The sequence below is a fragment of the Streptomyces amritsarensis genome (assembly GCF_001953875.1).
In the GTDB taxonomy this organism is placed as follows: domain Bacteria; phylum Actinomycetota; class Actinomycetes; order Streptomycetales; family Streptomycetaceae; genus Streptomyces; species Streptomyces amritsarensis.
Genome location: NZ_MQUR01000081.1, coordinates 1 through 18,865, shown reverse-complemented (window position 1 = coordinate 18,865; position 18,865 = coordinate 1). Strand labels below are relative to the sequence as shown.

Here is an 18,865-nt window from a genome sequence, read left to right as displayed (position 1 = left end):
GGCTCCGAGGGAGCCCGTTAACCCGTTTTCAGGGCCTGTTCAGCGGCAGGGTGGCGCCCATCACGGCGTACGGGAGGCTCGCGCTCGGGAAGTGCACCTGGCGGGCGAGGTCGACGTAGCCGAGGGCCCGGTAGAGGCCGCGGGCGGGGCTCTCGGTGTCGATGGCGGAGAGGATCGAGCGGGGCTCGGACGCCGCGTCGGTGAGGGTGGTGATCAGGGCGCGGCCGATGCCGTGGCCCTGGAAGCCGGGGTGGACGTGCAGTTCGGTGATGACGAAGGAGCCGTCGAGCCAGTCCTCGTGCCCGCCGGCCCGCAGGTAGGGCTCGACGATGGTGGACCACCAGTGGGTGCGGTCGTTCGGCATCCCGTACACGAAGCCGGTGAGCGCGCCGTCCTCCGCGAAGGCCCCGAGGGCGCGGGCGCCCTTGCAGGTCATGTGGCGCTGGACGATGTAGCGCCGGATGCCGACCTCCTCCTCGCTGAGGCCGAAGGCGACGGCCTGCACGCGCAGGGCCTCGTCCACCCGGGCGGCGAGGTCGAGGGGGCCGATACGGACACCGGAAGGCAGCATGCGGTGACCTTACTTCGCGGTAAGGGTGCGCCGGAATGCCGCGGCCCCGGTATCCCGCCGGTTCAGAAGAGCACGCTCATGAACGCGCCGACCTCACGGAAGCCGACCCGGCGGTAGGCGGCCCGCGCGGCGGTGTTGTAGTCGTTCACGTAGAGGCTGACGACGGGTGCCACGTCGCGCAGCGCGTACTCGACGACGGCGGCCATCCCGGTCTCGGAGTGGCCGCGGCCGCGGAACTCGGGGGCCACCCAGACGCCCTGGATCTGGCAGGCGCGGGGGGTGGCGGCGCCGATCTCCGCCTTGAAGACGATCTTGCCGTCCTCGACGCGGGCGAAGGAGCGGCCGCCGGCGACGAGCTCGGCGACGCGGGCCTGGTACAGCAGGCCGCCGTCGCCGGCCATCGGCGAGACGCCGACCTCCTCGGTGAACATGGCCACGCAGGCGGGCATGATCAGGTCCATCTCGTTCTTGCGGATCCGGCGGACCTGCGGGTCCGGCTCGACCGTGGTGGACGGGCGGTCGATGACCATGAGGGGCTGGTGGGCGCGGACCTCGCGGGCCGGGCCCCAGCTGGGCTCCAGAAGCTGCCACAGCTGCCGGGTGGGCGCGGCGGGGCCGACGATGGAGGAGCAGCGGCGGCCGGTGCGGCGGGCCCGGTCGGCGAAGGCGCGTACGGCGTCGGGCTCGGCGCAGACGGGGACGAGGTTGGCTCCGGCGTAGCAGAGCGAGCGGAGCTCGCCGTCGGCGTACCAGCCCCACATCTCGCCGCCCAGACGCCAGGGGTCGAGTCCGGCGACCTGGACCCGGGAGGTGACGAAGGCGTTCTCGACCGGCTCGCGTCCGAGGATGTCGAGCGCGGCGTCGAGATCACTGGGCTCAAGGACCCGGGTGGTGGTCTGCGTCAACACTGGGGCCTCACCATGCAAGTCTGCTGATCTCCGCACTGTACCCGGCGGCGCCGGACGATGCCGCGTCCGCAGGTCACGAAAAGGCCCCGGCCCCGCTCCCGAACTGCGGGAACGGGGCCGGGGCCGGACGCCTGCGGCGCGCTCGGCAGAGACCGCCGACGCATTCCCGGCGCCGCGCGGGGGCGCGGCGCGGGGACGGCGTGCCCTGCTCGCCGGCGGACGGGAAGGGTGTGGGCGGTGCGCCGGACGGGGCGGTCAGACGCCGATGGCGACGGTCGGCTCGCCGCTGGTGACGCCGTCGGCCTCCATCTGGGCCGCGATCTTCAGCGCCTCTTCGATGAGGGTCTCGACGATCTTCGACTCGGGGACGGTCTTGATGACCTCGCCCTTCACGAAGATCTGGCCCTTGCCGTTGCCGGAGGCGACGCCGAGGTCGGCCTCGCGGGCCTCGCCGGGGCCGTTGACGACGCAGCCCATGACCGCGACGCGCAGCGGGACCTCCATGCCCTCCAGGCCCGCCGTGACCTCCTCGGCCAGCTTGTAGACGTCGACCTGGGCGCGGCCGCAGGAGGGGCAGGAGACGATCTCCAGGCGGCGCGGCTTGAGGTTGAGGGACTCCAGGATCTGGATGCCGACCTTGACCTCCTCCGCCGGCGGGGCGGAGAGGGAGACGCGGATGGTGTCGCCGATGCCCTCGGAGAGCAGGGCGCCGAAGGCGACGGCGGACTTGATGGTGCCCTGGAAGGCGGGGCCGGCCTCGGTGACGCCCAGGTGCAGCGGGTAGTCGCAGGCCGCGGCCAGCTGGCGGTAGGCGTTGACCATGACGACCGGGTCGTTGTGCTTGACCGAGATCTTGATGTCGCTGAAGCCGTGCTCCTCGAAGAGGGAGGCCTCCCACAGCGCGGATTCGACGAGCGCCTCGGGGGTGGCCTTGCCGTACTTCTTCAGCAGGCGGGCGTCGAGGGAGCCGGCGTTGACGCCGATGCGGATCGGGGTGCCCGCGTCGTTCGCGGCCTTCGCGATCTCCTTGACCTTGTCGTCGAACTGCTTGATGTTGCCCGGGTTCACGCGGACCGCGGCGCAGCCGGCGTCGATCGCCGCGAACACGTACTTGGGCTGGAAGTGGATGTCGGCGATGACCGGGATCTGCGACTTCTTGGCGATCACGGCGAGGGCGTCGGCGTCGTCCTGCGTCGGGCAGGCGACGCGGACGATGTTGCAGCCGGAGGCGGTGAGCTCGGCGATCTGCTGGAGCGTGGCGCCGATGTCGGAGGTGCGGGTCGTGGTCATCGACTGCACCGAGATGGGCGCGTCGCCGCCGACGGCCACGGAACCGACCTGGATCTTGCGGCTGACCCGGCGGTCGGCAAGCTTCGTCGGCACGGACGGCATTCCGAGAGAGATGGCAGTCATCTGCTGTGCAACCCCAAGGTGTGGATCAAGGTCCCGAGATCGGCGGGCTCCAGGCTTCGAGATTACGCCAAGCACGGCACGCCCCGTGCATCCGAGGGGGCGTACCACCCGAACGTAGGGAGCCGGGCACGATGCGTGCCCGGCTCCCGTCGGCCCTGTGCGGATCGCCGCGAGGGCTAGGTGATCTTGATGGGGTTCACCACGTCGGCGACCATCACCAGCAGGGTGAAGCAGATGAACAGGCCCGCGACCACGTACGCGACGGGCATCAGCTTCGCCACGTCGAACGGGCCGGGGTCGGGGCGGCGGAAGATGCGTGCCACGCCCCGCCGCAGCGACTCCCACAGGGCGCCGGCGATGTGCCCGCCGTCGAGCGGGAGCAGCGGCAGCATGTTGAAGAGGAACAGCGAGAGGTTGAAGCCGGCCAGCAGGTTCAGGAAGAACACCAGCTGGTGCTGGGCGGGGATGTCGAGGGCGAAGATCTCACCGCTGACGCGTGCCGCGCCGACGACGCCCATCGGGCTGTCCTGCTCCCGTTCGGCCCCGTTGAAGGCCGCGTTCCACAGGTCCGGGACCTTGGAGGGAAGAGCGACCAGCGACTGCACGCCGGCCTCCATCATCTCCCCCATGCGCTCGGCGGACTGGCCGAAGGACTGCGGCACGTAGCCGGAGGCGGGGGCGAAGCCGAGGAAGCCCGCGGTGACGTACTCGTCCTTGACGTAATTGCCGCTGTCGTCGGTCTTGGCGACCTTGTTCTCGATCAGGTTCGCCGTGAGGTCGAGGCGCTCGCCGGCGCGGACGACGGTGATCGTGGCGGGTCCGACGGTGGCGCGGATGTCCTTCTGCAGGGCGGACCAGTCGTCGACGGGGCGGCCGTTGAAGGCGACGATCTTGTCGCCCGCCTTGAGGCCCGCGGCCCGGGCGGGTGCGGCCGGGTCGCCGGGCAGGCACTTGTCGCGCTTCTCGCTCTGCTGGATGACGCAGTCCGAGACGGTGGCCACCGAGGTGGTCTGGGTGTTCAGCCCGAAGGTCATCAGGGTGGTGAGGAAGATCGCCACGGCCAGGACCAGGTTCATGAACGGGCCGGCGAACATCACGATCACGCGCTTCCACGGCTTGCGCGTGTAGAAGAGCCGGGTCTCGTCGCCGGGCTGGAGCTCCTCGTAGGCCGCGGAGCGCGCGTCCTCGATCATCGACCGGAACGGCGAGGTGGACCGGGCGGTGACCTTGCCGTCCTCGCCGGGCGGGAACATCCCGATCATGCGGATGTAGCCGCCCATGGGGATGGCCTTGATCCCGTACTCGGTCTCGCCCTTCCTCCGCGACCAGATGGTCGGACCGAAGCCCACCATGTACTGCGGCACGCGGATGCCGAACAGCTTGGCCGTGGAGAGGTGCCCCAGCTCGTGCCACGCGATGGAGACCAGCAGGCCGACCGCGAAGATCACGATTCCGAGCACGGTCATCAGAAGTGTCATGCGCGCGCCTCCGCGGCGGCCCGCGCCGCCATCTCCCGCGCCCGGGCCCGGGCCCAGGCCTCTGCTTCAAGGACGTCCTGGACGGTCAGGGAGGTTCCCGACTGCGGTGTCCCGTGCTCATCGACCACGGCAGAGACCGTATCCATGATTGCTGTGAACGGCAGCCGACCGGCCAGGAACGCCTCGACGCACTCCTCGTTCGCGGCGTTGAACACGGCCGGGGCGGTGCCGCCGAGGGCGCCCACGTGCCGGGCGATGCCCACGGCGGGGAAGGCCTCGGTGTCCAGCGGGAAGAATTCCCAGGTGGAGGCCTTGGTCCAGTCGAAGGCGGGGGCCGCGTCCGGGATCCGCCAGGGCCAGCCGAGGCCGATCGCGATGGGGCCGCGCATGTCAGGCGGGGTGGCCTGGGCGAGCGTGGAGCCGTCGGTGAACTCCACCATCGAGTGCACGTACGACTGCGGGTGGACCACGACCTCGATCTGCTCGAACGGGATGTCGTAGAGCAGGTGCGCCTCGATGACCTCCAGACCCTTGTTGACGAGCGTCGCCGAGTTGACGGTGATCACCGGGCCCATGGCCCAGGTGGGGTGGGCGAGCGCGTCCTGCACGGTGACCTCGGCCAGCTCGGCGCGGGTGCGGCCGCGGAAGGGCCCGCCGGAGGCGGTCACCACGAGCTTGCGCACGTCCGCGCGGGTGCCGGCGGCCAGTGCCTGGAAGAGCGCCGCGTGCTCGGAGTCCACGGGGATGATCTGGCCGGGCTTCGCGAGGGCCTTGACCAGCGGGCCGCCGACGATCAGCGACTCCTTGTTGGCCAGGGCCAGGGTGCGGCCCGCCCGCAGGGCGGCGAGGGTCGGCGCGAGGCCGATGGATCCGGTGATGCCGTTGAGGACGGTGTGGCACGCGGAGGCGGCGAGCTCGGTCGCGGCGTCCGGCCCGGCGAGGATCTCCGGCAGGGCCTCGCCCGGGCCGTACTGGGCGCTCAGCGCCTCTTTCAGAACCGGTACGACGTCCTCACGGGCGACGGCCACCTTCTCGACCCGCAGCAGCCGGGCCTGCTCGGCCAGCAGCGCCACCCGGCCGCCGGCGGCGGACAGGGCGGTGACCCGGAACCGGTCCGGGTTGCGCAGGGCGAGGTCGATGGCCTGGGTGCCGATGGAGCCGGTGGACCCGAGGATCACGATGTCCCGGCGGCCGGCCGCGGCATCGAAGAGGAGGTGCGGGTCGGCGAGGGGGGCTGGACGGTCGCTCATGCCCCCCATTGTTGCCGCAAGTCAGGGACGGCCCGACACGGAGCCCCCTTCCGTGACCCGCAGGAGGAGGTGCGGGAGCGTCCCGGCGAAGTCGGGGAGGGTGCGGGCCGTGCGCCACCAGGCCTCCGGGTCCTCTCCGAGGGCGAGGGTGAGCAGCCGGTACGCCTCGGCGTGGGCGGCGAGGACGGCGCCGGGGTGGTCGTGCCGGTCGGGGTGGTCCACCTCGCCGAGCCAGTGGTCCTCGTCGAGGGCCCAGCAGGCCGGCAGCTTGTGCCGGATCACGTCGACGCCGGTGAGCAGGCCGCGGTCGAGGCAGTCGCGCACCCAGCGGATGTCCTCCTCCACGCTCTCCATGGGCACGGCGAGGCTCGCGAGGGCCAGCTCGCGCTCCACGTCCCCGGAGGGCTCGGCGGCGGTCGGGGCGAGGTGGCGCACCGCCCTGGCGAGCTCGGGGTCCGGCTCCCGCGCACCGTCCGGTCCGGGCAGGGTCCCGTCGACGATGCCGGCCACCAGCGCGGGCAGCGGGCCGGGGTGTGCGGGGGCGTGCCGCAGCAGCTCCGCCCACAGGCGCGGGTCGTCGCCCAGCGGACGCAGGGCCCGCATCACGGCGGTCTGCATGCCGGCCTGCTCGGGCAGGGTCCAGCGCAGGCAGCGGCGGGCGGGGAGGTGCCCGAGGAGCAGGGTGCGGCGGGCGGGGGCGACGTGGGCGACGAGCTCCTCGTGCGTGAGCCGGCCCATCCGTACGGCGCGGACGGCGGGCCGGTGCCAGGAGCGGCCGTCCGCGGGCGCCGCGGCCGCGGCGAGCAGCCCGCAGGCCGTCTCCCGGGGCAGGTCGGCGGCGAGCAGCAGGGCCTCGACGGAGCCGGCCGGCAGCGGCAGGCGGGTGTGCTCGGCGAGCAGCGACCCGGGATCGGCCTCGTGGGGCAGCGCCAGGATGTCCAGGGGGACCCGCGGCCTGCGGCGGCCGTGCCGGCGCAGCAGGGCGATCAGCTCGGCGGCGGTGAGGGGTTCCGCTTCGGGGTCCCGACCGAGTTCGGCGCGCAGGAGGGGCAGCAGCTCGGGCGGTGTGCGGCGGCGCGCGTAGCGGGCCGGCCCGGGCAGGCCGGGCAGCGGCCGGCCCACGACGCGGGGGTTGCGGGCGATGTAGCCGCGGTCGGCGGCGGCGCCGTGGCGCAGCAGCAGGGTGACGGTGGAGGCCGCCAGCCATTCGTCGCGGCAGAGGTACTTCAGGGTCTGCCGGTCGAGCCGGCGGGTCATGTCGACGACGACGTGGTCCGGTGCGTGGCGCAGCAGGTGCGCCACGCACCAGGCCAGCCGTCGGCTGGTGCGGTCCTGCTCGGCCGTCGGCATGGTTCGTCCGCCTCGTGCTGTGCTCGTACGTGTGCCGGGTCCGCACACGTACTCATCCTCGTACGTCTGTCCGACGTGCGGCGATGATCGCAGGTCAGCGGATGGGGCGGTGCACGTTTTTCCGGTTCGACGGGCCGGGAGCGGCGTCGGCGATCCAGGGGCCGTCGCCCGAGGGGTCGAGCACGCCCTCCTCCAGCCAGGCGTACGTCCCGGACAGGACGCCGGCGACCACCTTGCGGTCGAGGTCGTCGGTGTTGGACCACAGTCGGCCGAAGAGCTCCTCGACGCGCAGCCGGGACTGCTCGCAGAAGGCGTCGGCGAGCTGGTAGGCCTCGCGGCCGTGCTCGCCCGAGGCCCGCAGGTGCTCGGCGCGGACGCAGGCGGCGCTCATCGCGAAGAGCTCGGCGCCGATGTCGACGATCCGGCCGAGGAAGCCCTGCTTGGTCTCCATGCGGCCCTGCCAGCGGGACATGGCGTAGAAGGTGGACCGGGCGAGTTTGCGGGCGCTGCGCTCCACATAGCGCAGGTGGGGGGAGAGGTCGGGGTGGCCGGAGGGGTGGAAGGCCCGGTAGGTGCCGGGGACGTGTCCGGGGCCGGTGGCCAGCTTGGGGAGCCAGCGGGCGTAGAACCCGGCGGCGCGGGCGCCGGCCCTGGCCTTGTCGCCGAGTGCCTTCTCGGGGTCGATGAGGTCGCCGGCCACCGACAGGTGGGCGTCGACGGCCTCGCGGGCGATCAGCAGGTGCATGATCTCGGTGGAGCCCTCGAAGATCCGGTTGATGCGCAGGTCGCGCAGCATCTGCTCGGCGGGGACGGCGCGCTCGCCGCGGGCGGCCAGGGACTCGGCGGTCTCGAAGCCGCGGCCGCCGCGGATCTGGACGAGTTCGTCGGCCATCAGGCAGGCCATCTCGGAGCCGTAGAGCTTGGCGAGGGCGGCTTCGATGCGGATGTCGTTGCGGTCCTCGTCGGCCATCTGGGAGGCGAGGTCGACGACCGCTTCGAGGGCGAAGGTGGTGGCGGCGATGAAGGAGATCTTGGCGCCGACCGCTTCGTGCTTGGCGACCGGACGCCCCCACTGCTCGCGTACGCCGGACCACTCGCGGGCGATCTTCAGGCACCACTTGCCGGCGCCGACGCACATGGCGGGCAGGGAGAGCCGGCCGGTGTTGAGCGTGGTGAGGGCGATCTTGAGGCCCGCGCCCTCGGCGCCGATGCGCTGGTCGGCGGGGACCCGGACCTGGTGGAAGCGGGTGACGCCGTTCTCCAGGCCGCGCAGGCCCATGAAGGCGTTGCGGTGCTCGACGGTGATGCCGGGCGAGTCGGCCTCGACGACGAAGGCGGTGATCCCGCCGCGGTGGTTCTCCGACTTCGGCACCCGGGCCATGACCACGAGCAGGTCCGCGACGACCCCGTTGGTGGTCCACAGCTTCACGCCGTCGAGGATGTAGGCGTCGTCGCCGTCCGGGACCGCGGTGGTGGCCAGGCGCGCGGGATCGGAGCCCACGTCGGGCTCGGTGAGCAGGAAGGCGCTGATGGCGGTGGTGGCGCAGCGCGGCAGGTAGGCGTCCTTCTGCGCCTGCGTCCCGAACATCTTCAGGGGCTGGGGCACACCGATCGACTGGTGGGCGGAGAGCAGCGCCCCGATGGCCGGGCTGACCGAGCCGACGAGGGCGAGCGCCTTGTTGTAGTAGACCTGGGTGAGGCCGAGGCCCCCGTACTTGGGGTCGATCTTCATGCCGAGGGCGCCGAGCTCCTTGAGGCCGCGGACGGTCTCGTCGGGGATCTTCGCCTCGCGCTCGATGAGGGCGCCGTCGATACGGGTCTCGCAGAACTCGCGCAGCCGGGCCAGGAAGGCCTCGCCCCGGCGGACGTCCTCGTCGGTGGGGAGCGGGTGGGGATGGATCAGGTCGAGCCGGAACCGTCCCAGGAAGAGTTCCTTGGCGAAACTGGGTTTGCGCCAGTCCTGTTCCCGGGCCGCTTCCGCGACCTGTCGTGCCTCGCGCTCGGTGACCTTGGGCTGTGTGCCGCTTGGCTGTACGGGCTGTGTTGCGGACATGAGGGGGCTCACCTCGCCGCCGGAGTCGGTGGTACCGGCCTACTGGCCGGTGCTACCTGTGAGTCGTACCCCGCCCGGCTCCGCGGGAAAAGCCGGGGCGGACCAGTCGGGGGAATCGCCGTGCCCGGGGGCGGGGGCCGGAGCCGGGGCCGGCCGGGAAAAGGGGGACGGCCGGAGCCCCCGCACAGTAGGCTCCGGCCGTCGGCTCTGTGGGCCGTACGAGATCAGATGTCGAGGCCGGTCAGGACCAGGACCCGCTCGTAGGTGTAGTCGTCCATCGCGTAGCGGACGCCCTCGCGGCCCACACCGGACTGCTTGACGCCGCCGTAGGGCATCTGGTCGGCGCGGTAGGACGGCGCGTCGCCGATGATCACGCCGCCGACCTCGAGCTCGCGGTGGGCGCGGAACGCGGTCTGGACGTTGCGGGTGAAGACGCCGGTCTGCAGGCCGAACTTCGAGTCGTTCACCGCGGCGAAGGCCTCGTCGGTGTTCTCGACCCGCAGCAGCGTCAGGACCGGGCCGAAGACCTCCTCGGTGGCGAGCTTGACGCCGTCGGGGACGTTCGCGAGGACGGTGGGCTCGTACGAGGCACCCTCGCGCTTGCCGCCCGTGAGCAGCTTGGCGCCGGCGGAGACGGCCTCGTCGACCCAGGACTCGACGCGCTGGGCGGCGGCCTCGGAGACGAGCGGGCCGACGTCGGTGGCGTCGTCGTTCGGGTCACCGGTGACCTGCGCCTGGACCTTCGCGACGACCTTCTCGACGAGGCGGTCGTAGACGGAGGCGTCGGCGATCACGCGCTGCACGGAGATGCAGGACTGGCCGGCCTGGTAGTTCGAGAAGGTCGCGATACGGGTCGCGGCCCAGTCGAGGTCGGCGTCGGAGGACCAGTCGTCGAGGACCACGGCCGCGGCGTTGCCGCCGAGCTCCAGGGTGCAGTGCTTGTGGGGCACCGACTGCTGGATGGCGTAGCCGACCGTGTCGGAGCCGGTGAAGGAGATGACGGGCAGGCGCTCGTCCTTGACCAGGGCGGGCATCTTGTCGTTCGCGACCGGCAGCACCGACCAGGAACCGGCCGGGAGGTCGGTCTCGGCGAGCAGCTCGCCCAGGATCAGGCCGGACAGCGGCGTGGCCGGGGCCGGCTTGAGGATGATCGGCGCGCCGACGGCGATGGCCGGGGCCACCTTGTGGGCGCACAGGTTCAGCGGGAAGTTGAACGGCGCGATGCCGAGGACCGGGCCCTTGACGAAGCGGCGGGTCAGCGCGAGACGGCCGACGCCGCCGGCGTCGGTGTCGAGGCGCTGGGCCTCGCCGCCGTTGAAGCGGCGGGCCTCCTCCGCGGCGAAGCGGAACACCGACACCGCACGGCCGACCTCGCCGCGGGCCCACTTGATCGGCTTGCCGTTCTCCGCGGAGATCAGCTGGGCGATCTCCTCGGTGCGCTCGACGAGCCGCTTGGACACGTGGTCCAGGGCGGCGGCCCGTACGTGGGCGGGGGTCGCGGAGAACTCCGCCGTCACGGCGTACGCCGCGGCCACGGCCTCTTCGACCTGCTCGTCGGTGGGCACGCTGACCTTGCCGACCAGTCGGCCGTCCCACGGGGAGTGGACGTCGAAGCTGTCCTCGCCGGCGGCCTGGCGGCCGGCGAGCCAGAAGGCGTGGGTGGAAGTCATGCGAATCCCGGCCCTTCGAGAAGTGTGCGGTGGGTCCTGACCCCTCCACCGTAGGACTCCGCGGGGGATTCGGCGTTTATCCGGGGTGTAGTACCCGCCGTCGAAGTCGCGCCGCTTTGTCACTGTCGCCCGCGGAACACGCCCTAGCCGGGAGTGGAGGTGGCTTTGAGGGCGAGCCACAGCTCCATGCGGACGTCCGGGTCCTCCAGGGAGCGGCCGAGGATCTCCTCGACCCGCTTCATCCGGTAGCGCAGGGTGTGGCGGTGCACGCCGAGGTCGGCGGCGGCGGCGTCCCACTGGCCGTGGCGGGAGAGCCAGGCCTGGAGCGAGGCCACCAGGTCCCCGCGTCCCGTCGCGTCGTGCTCGCGCAGCGCGCGCAGGGTGCCGTCCGCGAAGGCCCGCACCGCGTCGTCGGCCAGCAGCGGCAGGACCGAGCCCGCCGCCATCTCCTCGTGCTCCACCATCGGGCGCCCGCGCCGACGGGCCACGGCGAGGGCCTGGTCGGCCTGTTTCAGGGCCGCCGCGACACCGCCCGGCCCGGCGGGGGCGGACAGCCCGATCACCAGTTCGTCGGGCTCCGGGCCGGCCGCGTCCCGGCCGCGCCGGGCCTCCAGGGCCTCCGCGTGAGCGGTGCACGCCTGGACGGCCGCGCCTGCGTCGGACGCGAGCACCACGAGCCGCCCGGGCTCCGGGACCACGAGCAGCGCCTCCCCGGTGCGGGCGGCCGCGGACTCCACCGCGTCGCTCAGCAGGGCCAGGCCCTCCGGCTGCGCCGTCCCCGCCAGCGCCGGCTCGGCCACGACCAGCCGGAACGGCGCGTCCAGCAGGGACCCGTACAGGTCGCCGGCCACGGCACGGGCGTGGTCGGGCTCGTCCGCCAGCAGCATCCGCAGTACGGCCGCCCCCAGCCGGGACTCGGCGTCGTGCAGCGACCGCGACCGCTCGGTGGTCAGCGTCAGCAGCGCGACCGCGGAGTGGACGGCGTACCGCTCGGCGGTGCCCAGCGGGGCGCCGGTGCCGACCGCGAGCGCCCCGCGCGCCCGCCGGCCGGTGCCCAGGGACTGGAGCTCGACGCGGTCCTCGGAGCCTCCGACCACGGCGCTCGCCGGCGCGGGCCGCTCCCGCAGCCGCTCCACGTCGGGGGTGAGCCGGGCGGCGCGGCGCGCGGCCCAGTCGGGGGCGGCCGCCACGACCGCGCCCGAGGTGTCGTAGAGCGCCGCCCAGCCGTGCACGTGCGCCGCGAGCTTCGCGAGGAGCTCGGCGGGGCCGTCGGCGGAGAGCGCGGCACGGGTCAGCTCCCGCTGCGCCTCGAAACCGGCGGTGACGGCCCGGTACTGGTCCGCGGCGAGGGCCGCGGAGACGGCCTTGCTGATGGCGAGGAAGGGCGTCCGGCGCGGCACCTCCAGCAGCGGCATGTCCTCGGCGCGCGCCGCCTCCACGAGCGCGTCGGGGACCGCCTCGTAGTTGACGCCGATCGCGAAGCCGATGCCGACCACTCCGGCCGCGGCGAGGCGGCGTACGTAGGCCCGCATCTCCTGCGGGTCGTCGGCGTCCAGCTTCATCGCGGTGATCAGGAGCAGTTCGCCGCCCTCCATGTAGGGGACGGGGTCGGCGAGCTCGCTGACGTGGGCCCAGCGCACTGGGGTGTCCAGCCGGCCCTCCCCCGCGCGGACGCTGAGCTTGAGCGCCGAGTGCTGGACGAGGGAGGCGAGGGTCAGCGGCATCGGTTACCAGGAGCCTTCGAAAGCGGGAGGGGACGGCGGGGAGGCGGAGCCGTCGACGCTTTTTCGCCGTGTCGTACGAACGACTCCCCTCGATTCTGCCACCTCGTACGGGTCGAGGCGCGGGTCAGGCCGTTCCGGCCAGCCGGACCAGCAGCGGTGCCGCGCGCTCCCCCTTCACGGAGGTGAGCGAGAGCACCGCGTGCCCCGGCGGCACGGCGTGCGCCAGGTCCGAGGCGGACCAGCGCTCCCGTTCCACCTGCCGGACGGTCACCGCGTCCGTGGTGACCGCCTTGCCGGTGACGAGCTTGCGGAAGGAGTGCATCAGTCGGGTGAGCGGCTGGTCGGCGAAGACGGTGCGGTGGGTGACGTCGCGCGTCTCCACCCACTCGGTGCCCCAGGCCTCGGCGAAGCGCTTGCCGTCCCAGGTGGTGACACCGGAGAAGGCCATCCGGCAGCCGACCGCCCCGAGCAGGGGCGTGCGCAGCGCCTCCGGTACGTCGTCCAGCGAGCGCAGGGTGAGCAGGACACCCGCGTGCGCCGACCGCAGCCGCTGGACGCCGCGCACGGTCTCGGGGGTGAGGGTGTGCGAGGCGTCGTCGAAGGCCAGGAAGGCGAAGAGGGAGCGGTCGGCGCGGGCGGCCGCGGCGGCGTTGAACTGGGCGAGCAGCAGCCTGGCCAGCATCCGGGAGGCGTCGGCGTGCCCCCGCTCGGGGAGGTCGACGCGGACCCGGATCGGGTGCTCCAGGGCGCGCAGCGAGAACGGCCGGCCCTGGCCGGTGGTGTCGAAGAAGCCGGCGAACGCGGGCCGGTCCAGCAGGGCGACCCGGTCGGCGAGGGCCGGGCCGGGGTCGCCGTGCGCCCCGTGCTGGCGGGTGCGGGCGTCGAGCTCGCGCAGCATCGCGTGGTGTGCGGGACCGTCGGCGGCGAGCTCGCGGCGCAGGGCGTCGAAGGCGGCCGGGACCTGGTCGAGCAGCTCGCGCAGCTCGGGCACGGCGGGGAAGCGGCCGTACGCCGTCCGGAACGGCCCGAGGAGCTGGGCGAGCGCGGTGGCCGCCCGGCGGACGTCGACGCCGGGGACGTCTCCGACGAAGGCCTCGGCGAGCAGGGTCGCGGCCTCGTCGGGGTCGGTGGCCCCGCCGTAGAGGTCGAGGTCGTAGACGGAGGCGGGGTCGCCGATGCGGACGACGACGTCGTAGGCGGCGTCCGGCCCGAGCTGGGCGCCGGCCGCGCCGACGGCGACGACGGCGGCCTGGCCGGCGAGCGCCTGGAGGGCGAGGGACTCCACGACGGGCCGCACCAGGCGCTGGGTCTTGCCGGCCCCGGACGGGCCGACGGCGAGCAGGGAGGTGCCGAGCACGTCGGGGTCGAGCGCGAGGGAGGTGCCGCGGCGGGCGTAGGGGTTGCGGACGCCGTCCTCGACGGTGCCGAGCAGCACCTGCCGGGCCAGCAGATCGTGCCGGGCGGCCCGCACGGGCAGGTCGCGGTCGCCCGAGGGGTGCACGCAAGCCGCGGCGCCCTTGTCGCGGACGGAGTCGGCGAAGGCCCGCATGCGGGAGGGGTCGACGCGGACGGAGTCCCACGCCCGCCGGATCCGGGCGTAGTCGACGTCGTTCATCCGCCCACTCCCGGCCTCCCCTTCGAGCCGGTCGGCCGCCTCCGAAAGCCCGGCCCCCCGCAACTGCGGCCACCGCACGGGATCGTCGTCACCGCCGGCCTGGGGGGCGGATTCGGCGGGGTGCAGGGGCTGCACGGCCCGGCTGCTGAGCAGCCGGCGCAGCAGTTCGGGCCACCGGCCGAGGCGTCCGAAGCCGACGATCAGGATGGTGGCGACGATGGCGTACCAGGTGTAGGAGGCCACGACCGCCGGCACGGTTCCCGCCCAGGAGTCGGGCGTGAACATGTAGAGGGGCCAGAGCCAGAAGCCGCCGAGGTAGCCGTTCCACAGCAGGGACCACAGCAACAGCCCTGCCAGCAGGGCGATCAGAGCCCCGCTGACGAGTTGGCGGAGGGGGGTCACCTCGGGCTCCTCGGCGGCCCGCGGCACGTGCCCGTACGTCCATACGCCCGGTCCGTCCGAGGAGCGCGGAACCCGAAGCCACTCCGCGAGCGTCGGCCCGGCCGTCGGCGCGTGGGACGGCTTGGGCGGGGCGGCGGGTCTCGGGATGTGCCCGGCGCGGGTCGGGCGCGTCTCGCGCGTGCCGTCGGTGTCCATGAAACCCCTGCCCCCTGACCGTTCCTGCGCTGCTGCGTCGCTCAATGTAGTGGTCGGCGGCGGGCGGGGGGGCGAATGACGGAGCTCTATGGCCGTCGCGGACAAGGACACGCTGAGATCACTACCGAACGGAGCATGCAGGACCGCCGCTCCCGGGCCTAGCCTGCGGACAAAGACACAAGTGCGTCCGAAAACACCCCCCAGGAGCCCTCTATGACTGCTGTCCCGCAGGAGCGCAAGATCGTCACCGCGATCCCCGGCCCCAAGTCGCAGGAGCTGCAGGCCCGCCGCCTGCAGACCGTGGCCGGTGGCGTGGGCTCCGTGCTGCCCGTCTTCACGGCCCGCGCGGGTGGCGGCATCATCGAGGACGTCGACGGCAACCAGCTGATCGACTTCGGCTCCGGCATCGCCGTGACCTCGGTCGGCGCCTCCGCCGAGGCCGTCGTGCGGCGCGCCTCCGCGCAGCTCGCCGACTTCACCCACACCTGTTTCATGGTCACTCCGTACGAGGGCTACGTCGAGGTCTGCGAGGCCCTCGCCGAGCTGACCCCGGGCGACCACGCCAAGAAGTCGGCCCTGTTCAACTCCGGCGCCGAGGCCGTCGAGAACGCCGTCAAGATCGCCCGTTCGTACACCAAGCGCCAGGCCGTCGTCGTCTTCGACCACGGCTACCACGGCCGTACGAACCTCACCATGGCGCTGACCGCGAAGAACATGCCGTACAAGCACGGCTTCGGTCCGTTCGCCCCCGAGGTCTACCGCGTCCCGGTCGCCTACGGCTACCGCTGGCCCACCGGTGCCGAGAACTGCGGCCCCGAGGCCGCCGCCCAGGCGATCGACCAGATCACCAAGCAGATCGGCGCCGAGAACGTCGCCGCGATCATCATCGAGCCGGTCCTCGGCGAGGGCGGCTTCATCGAGCCGGCCAAGGGCTTCCTCCCGGCGATCGTGAAGTTCGCCAACGAGAACGGCATCGTCTTCGTCGCCGACGAGATCCAGTCCGGCTTCTGCCGCACCGGCCAGTGGTTCGCGTGCGAGGACGAGGGCATCGTCCCGGACCTGATCACCACCGCCAAGGGCATCGCGGGCGGTCTGCCGCTCGCCGCCGTGACCGGCCGCGCCGAGATCATGGACGCCGCCCACGCGGGCGGCCTGGGCGGCACGTACGGCGGCAACCCGGTGGCGTGCGCCGGTGCGCTCGGTTCCATCGAGACCATGAAGGAGCTCGACCTCAACGCCAAGGCGAAGAAGATCGAGTCCATCATGAAGGCCCGCCTGTCGGCCATGCAGGAGAAGTACGAGATCATCGGAGACATCCGCGGCCGCGGCGCCATGATCGCGATCGAGCTGGTCAAGGACCCGGTCTCCAAGACCCCCTTCCCGGAGGCGGCCGGCGCGCTCGCCAAGGCCTGCCACGCCGAGGGCCTGCTCGTCCTCACCTGCGGCACCTACGGCAACGTGCTCCGCTTCCTCCCGCCGATCGTCATCGGCGAGCACCTGCTGAACGAGGGCCTGGACCTGATCGAGGCCGCGTTCGCGGCCATCGGCACGGACATCTGAGCCCTGGTCGGTACGACCGCCTGCTCGAACGTCTAGAACGTGCGAGCGCAGCACACGCCCCGTGTACCGGCGGTAACGGGCGGGCGCTGTGAAGAAGCTGTGGGGGGCCGATGGCGGGAGCGCGTTCCTGCTGTCGGTCCCCCTTTCGCTGCCGTACGGTTTCTGCAGATGAGTGAAACAGCCCGCTCCCGGGAAACCGGGGGCGATACCGGTACCGGGCTTCCCCAGCGCCGTACCGGGCATGCGTTCGCGCACACTCCTCACCGATCGGACGGCCGACCGCCCCAAACCCCCCGGGGCGTGCGGCAACCCGGTCCGGGCGGCCGTCCCGGAACCATCCCCCCTGTTCCGGGACGGCCGGCCACCCTTCTCGGCGAGCTCGCCGTCTCCGCGCTCTGCGCGGTCCTCTTCGCCCTGATCACCTGGCAGGTCCTGGTGCGGGGCCCGCTGCTGTCCTGGGACGGCCGGCTGAGCGCCGCGCTCGTGCGCGCCGTCCCCGACGCGGTCACCGAAGCCCTCTCCGATCTCGGGAACGTCCCGGTCGCCCTGCCGGTGCTGCTCCTCGCCGCCGGGTACGCCGTCCGGCGCGGCAACCGCCGCGGCGCCGCGGCCGCCGTGGTGGCGATGGCCCTGGTGCCGGTCCTCGTCGTCCCGGTGAAGGCGTGGACCGCCCGTCCCGGCCCCCTGGAGCCGTGGGCCGCCGGCTATTTCCCCTCGGGTCACACCGCGACGGCCTTCGTGGCGTACGCGGGCGCGGCCCTGCTCCTGCGGCCGTACGCGGGCCGGGTGTGGCCGGCGGCCGCCGCCCTGGTGCTCACGGGGGCGACGGCCGCCGGGCTGGTGCTGCGGGGGTTCCACTGGCCGCTTGACGTGCTGGCCAGCCTGCTGATGTGCACGCCGCTGCTGCTGGCGGTCAGGCGGTCCTGCCGTAGTACGCGTCGAAGTTCCGGCTGAACTCCCAGCCCCCGAAGCGGTCCCAGTTGATCGACCAGGTCATCAGGCCGCGCAGGCCCGGCCAGGTGCCGTGGGTCCGGTAGGTCCCGCAGTCGGTGCTCTTCGTCAGGCAGTTCAGGGCTTTGGCCACCTCGGCCGGCGGGGTGTGGCCGTTGCCCGCGTGGGTGGTGGCGGGCAGTCCGATCGCGACCTGGTCGGGGCGCAGGGCCGGGAAGACGCGGGCGGTGTCGCCGGCGACCGGGAAGCCGGTGAGCAGCATGTCGGTCATGGCGATGTGGAAGTCCGCGCCGCCCATGGAGTGGTACTGGTTGTCGAGGCCCATGATCGGGCCGGAGTTGTAGTCCTGCACGTGGAGCAGGGTGAGGTCGTCGCGCAGGGCGTGGATGACCGGGAGGTAGGCGCCGGCACGCGCGTCCTGGCCGCCCCAGGGGCCCGAGCCGTAGAACTGGTGGCCCAGTTGGACGAAGAAGGTCTCCGGGGCCATGGTCAGGACGAAGCCGGGGCCGTAGCGGGCCTTCAGTGCCTTCACGGCGGAGATCAGGTGGACGATGCCCGGGGTGGTGGGGTTGCGGAAGTCGGTGTCGCCGGCGGCCAGGGAGAGGGAGTGGCCCTCGAAGTCGATGTCGAGGCCGTCGAGGCCGTACTCGTCGATGATCTGGGCGACGGAGGAGACGAAGGTGTCGCGGGCGGCGGTGGTCGGGAGCTGGACCTGGCCGTTCTGGCCGCCGATGGAGATCAGCACCTTCTTGCCGGCGGCCTGTTTCGCCTTCACGGCCGCCTTGAACTCGGCCGGCGATTCGACGTTCGGACATTGCGCCACCGGGCAGAGGCGGAAGCGGATGTCGCCCGAGGTCACCGAGGTCGGTTCGCCGAAGGCGAGGTTGATGACGTCCCAGGAGGCGGGCACGTCTGCCATGCGGACGTAGCCGGAGCCGTTGGCGAAGCTGGTGTGCAGGTAGCCGACGAGCGCGTGGGCGGGGAGTCCGCCGCCCCCGCCTCCGCCGCTGCCCGTGGTCACGGTGACGGGGGCGCTCCGCGGGGACTCGCCCGCCGCGTTCACCGCGCTGACCCGGAAGGTGTACGTGGTGGAGGCGGCGAGGCCGGTCACCGCGGTGGGGGCGGTGGTGACCGGCAGGGGTGCGGCGCCGTCCCGGTGGACGGTGTACGAGGTGGCGCCGGGCACCGCCGTCCAGGACAGCAGGACCGAGCTCGACGAGGCCGCCGAGGCGGTCAGGCCGGTGGGGGCGGCCGGGAGTTGGGGCCCGCCGGGGCCGCCGGGGTCGGGGCCGACCAGGGTGACGTCGTCGGTGACGTGGGCGGGCTGGCCGTACCAGCCGTGGGTGTACACGGTCACCGAGGTGGTGGACGGGCCGGTGCGGAAGGTGGCCGTCAGCTGCTTCCAGGCGCCCGGGCTCTGCGTCCATGCCGACACGTCGGTGGTGCCGGTGCCGCTCGCGCCGAGGTAGACGTACGCGCCCTGCACCCAGGCGGCGAGCGTGTACGTGGAGTCGGGCTTGACGGTGACGGTCTGGGAGCAGCGGGCGTTGTCCTGGCCGGCGGGGGTGGCGCGGAGGGCCCAGGCGCCGCCGTGGACGGGGGCGGTGACGGGCGTGCCGCTGCCGGCCGAACAGCTCCAGCCGTCGAGTCCGGCTTCGAAGCCGCCGTTGCGGACGAGGTCGGCGTCGGCGGCCGCGGCCGGCGGGCCCGCGGCGAGGAAGCCGG

13 protein-coding genes are annotated in these 18,865 nt (G+C 73.0%); 2 read left to right on the top strand and 11 right to left on the bottom strand.

The features are described 5' to 3' along the window. Positions 1-28: 28 nt before the first annotated feature. The 10 genes from AVW11_RS27395 to AVW11_RS27350 all read right to left on the bottom strand — a co-directional run bounded on the left by AVW11_RS27395 (position 29) and on the right by AVW11_RS27350 (position 14,629). Entirely contained in the window at positions 29-571 is a 543-nt protein-coding gene (locus AVW11_RS27395; protein ID WP_030844401.1) for a GNAT family N-acetyltransferase, read from the bottom strand. 62 nt (positions 572-633) lie between these two features. After that, a complete protein-coding gene (locus AVW11_RS27390) occupies positions 634-1,479 on the bottom strand; it encodes a GNAT family N-acetyltransferase (RefSeq protein ID WP_030844404.1) in 846 nt (281 codons plus the stop codon). 255 nt (positions 1,480-1,734) lie between these two features. Further along, the gene (ispG, locus tag AVW11_RS27385) at positions 1,735-2,892 is read right to left on the bottom strand and encodes a flavodoxin-dependent (E)-4-hydroxy-3-methylbut-2-enyl-diphosphate synthase (RefSeq protein WP_037833047.1); all 1,158 of its coding nucleotides are present in this window, start codon (positions 2,890-2,892) and stop codon (positions 1,735-1,737) included. A gap of 176 nt (positions 2,893-3,068) precedes the next feature. Next, positions 3,069-4,370: a M50 family metallopeptidase gene (locus AVW11_RS27380; protein ID WP_060176924.1), complete on the bottom strand. Its 1,302-nt coding sequence runs from the start codon at positions 4,368-4,370 to the stop codon at positions 3,069-3,071. Then, positions 4,367-5,620, bottom strand: a complete 1,254-nt coding sequence (dxr, locus tag AVW11_RS27375) for a 1-deoxy-D-xylulose-5-phosphate reductoisomerase (protein ID WP_060176923.1) — start codon at positions 5,618-5,620, stop codon at positions 4,367-4,369. Before dxr ends, AVW11_RS27380 begins: the two co-directional genes overlap by 4 nt. 21 nt (positions 5,621-5,641) lie before the next feature. Continuing rightward, a complete protein-coding gene (locus tag AVW11_RS37525) occupies positions 5,642-6,970 on the bottom strand; it encodes a serine/threonine-protein kinase (RefSeq protein WP_076046332.1) in 1,329 nt (442 codons plus the stop codon). Positions 6,971-7,064: 94 nt separating this feature from the next. After that, positions 7,065-9,023: an acyl-CoA dehydrogenase family protein gene (locus AVW11_RS27365; RefSeq protein WP_060176921.1), complete on the bottom strand. Its 1,959-nt coding sequence runs from the start codon at positions 9,021-9,023 to the stop codon at positions 7,065-7,067. A gap of 224 nt (positions 9,024-9,247) precedes the next feature. Next, entirely contained in the window at positions 9,248-10,693 is a 1,446-nt protein-coding gene (locus tag AVW11_RS27360; protein ID WP_076046331.1) for an aldehyde dehydrogenase family protein, read from the bottom strand. Between the two features lie 143 nt (positions 10,694-10,836). Further along, positions 10,837-12,417, bottom strand: coding sequence for a PucR family transcriptional regulator (locus tag AVW11_RS27355; RefSeq protein WP_030844419.1), 1,581 nt, complete (start codon positions 12,415-12,417; stop codon positions 10,837-10,839). Positions 12,418-12,541: 124 nt separating this feature from the next. Beyond that, positions 12,542-14,629, bottom strand: coding sequence for an ATP-binding protein (locus tag AVW11_RS27350; protein WP_076046330.1), 2,088 nt, complete (start codon positions 14,627-14,629; stop codon positions 12,542-12,544). 213 nt (positions 14,630-14,842) lie between these two features. On the opposite strand from AVW11_RS27350, the gene gabT reads away from it, so the two are divergent. Next, positions 14,843-16,189 (top strand): 4-aminobutyrate--2-oxoglutarate transaminase, encoded by a 1,347-nt coding sequence (gene gabT / locus AVW11_RS27345; RefSeq protein ID WP_030844422.1) that lies wholly within the window; start codon positions 14,843-14,845, stop codon positions 16,187-16,189. A 168-nt stretch (positions 16,190-16,357) separates the two neighbouring features. Next, on the top strand, positions 16,358-17,143 hold the full coding sequence (locus AVW11_RS27340; RefSeq protein WP_030844424.1) for a phosphatase PAP2 family protein: 786 nt from the start codon (positions 16,358-16,360) through the stop codon (positions 17,141-17,143). Here the strand turns inward: AVW11_RS27340 and AVW11_RS27335 are convergent. Further along, on the bottom strand, positions 17,103-18,865 hold a 1,763-nt coding region (locus tag AVW11_RS27335; RefSeq protein ID WP_076046329.1), incomplete at its 5' end, for a chitinase. The genes AVW11_RS27340 and AVW11_RS27335 overlap by 41 nt on opposite strands.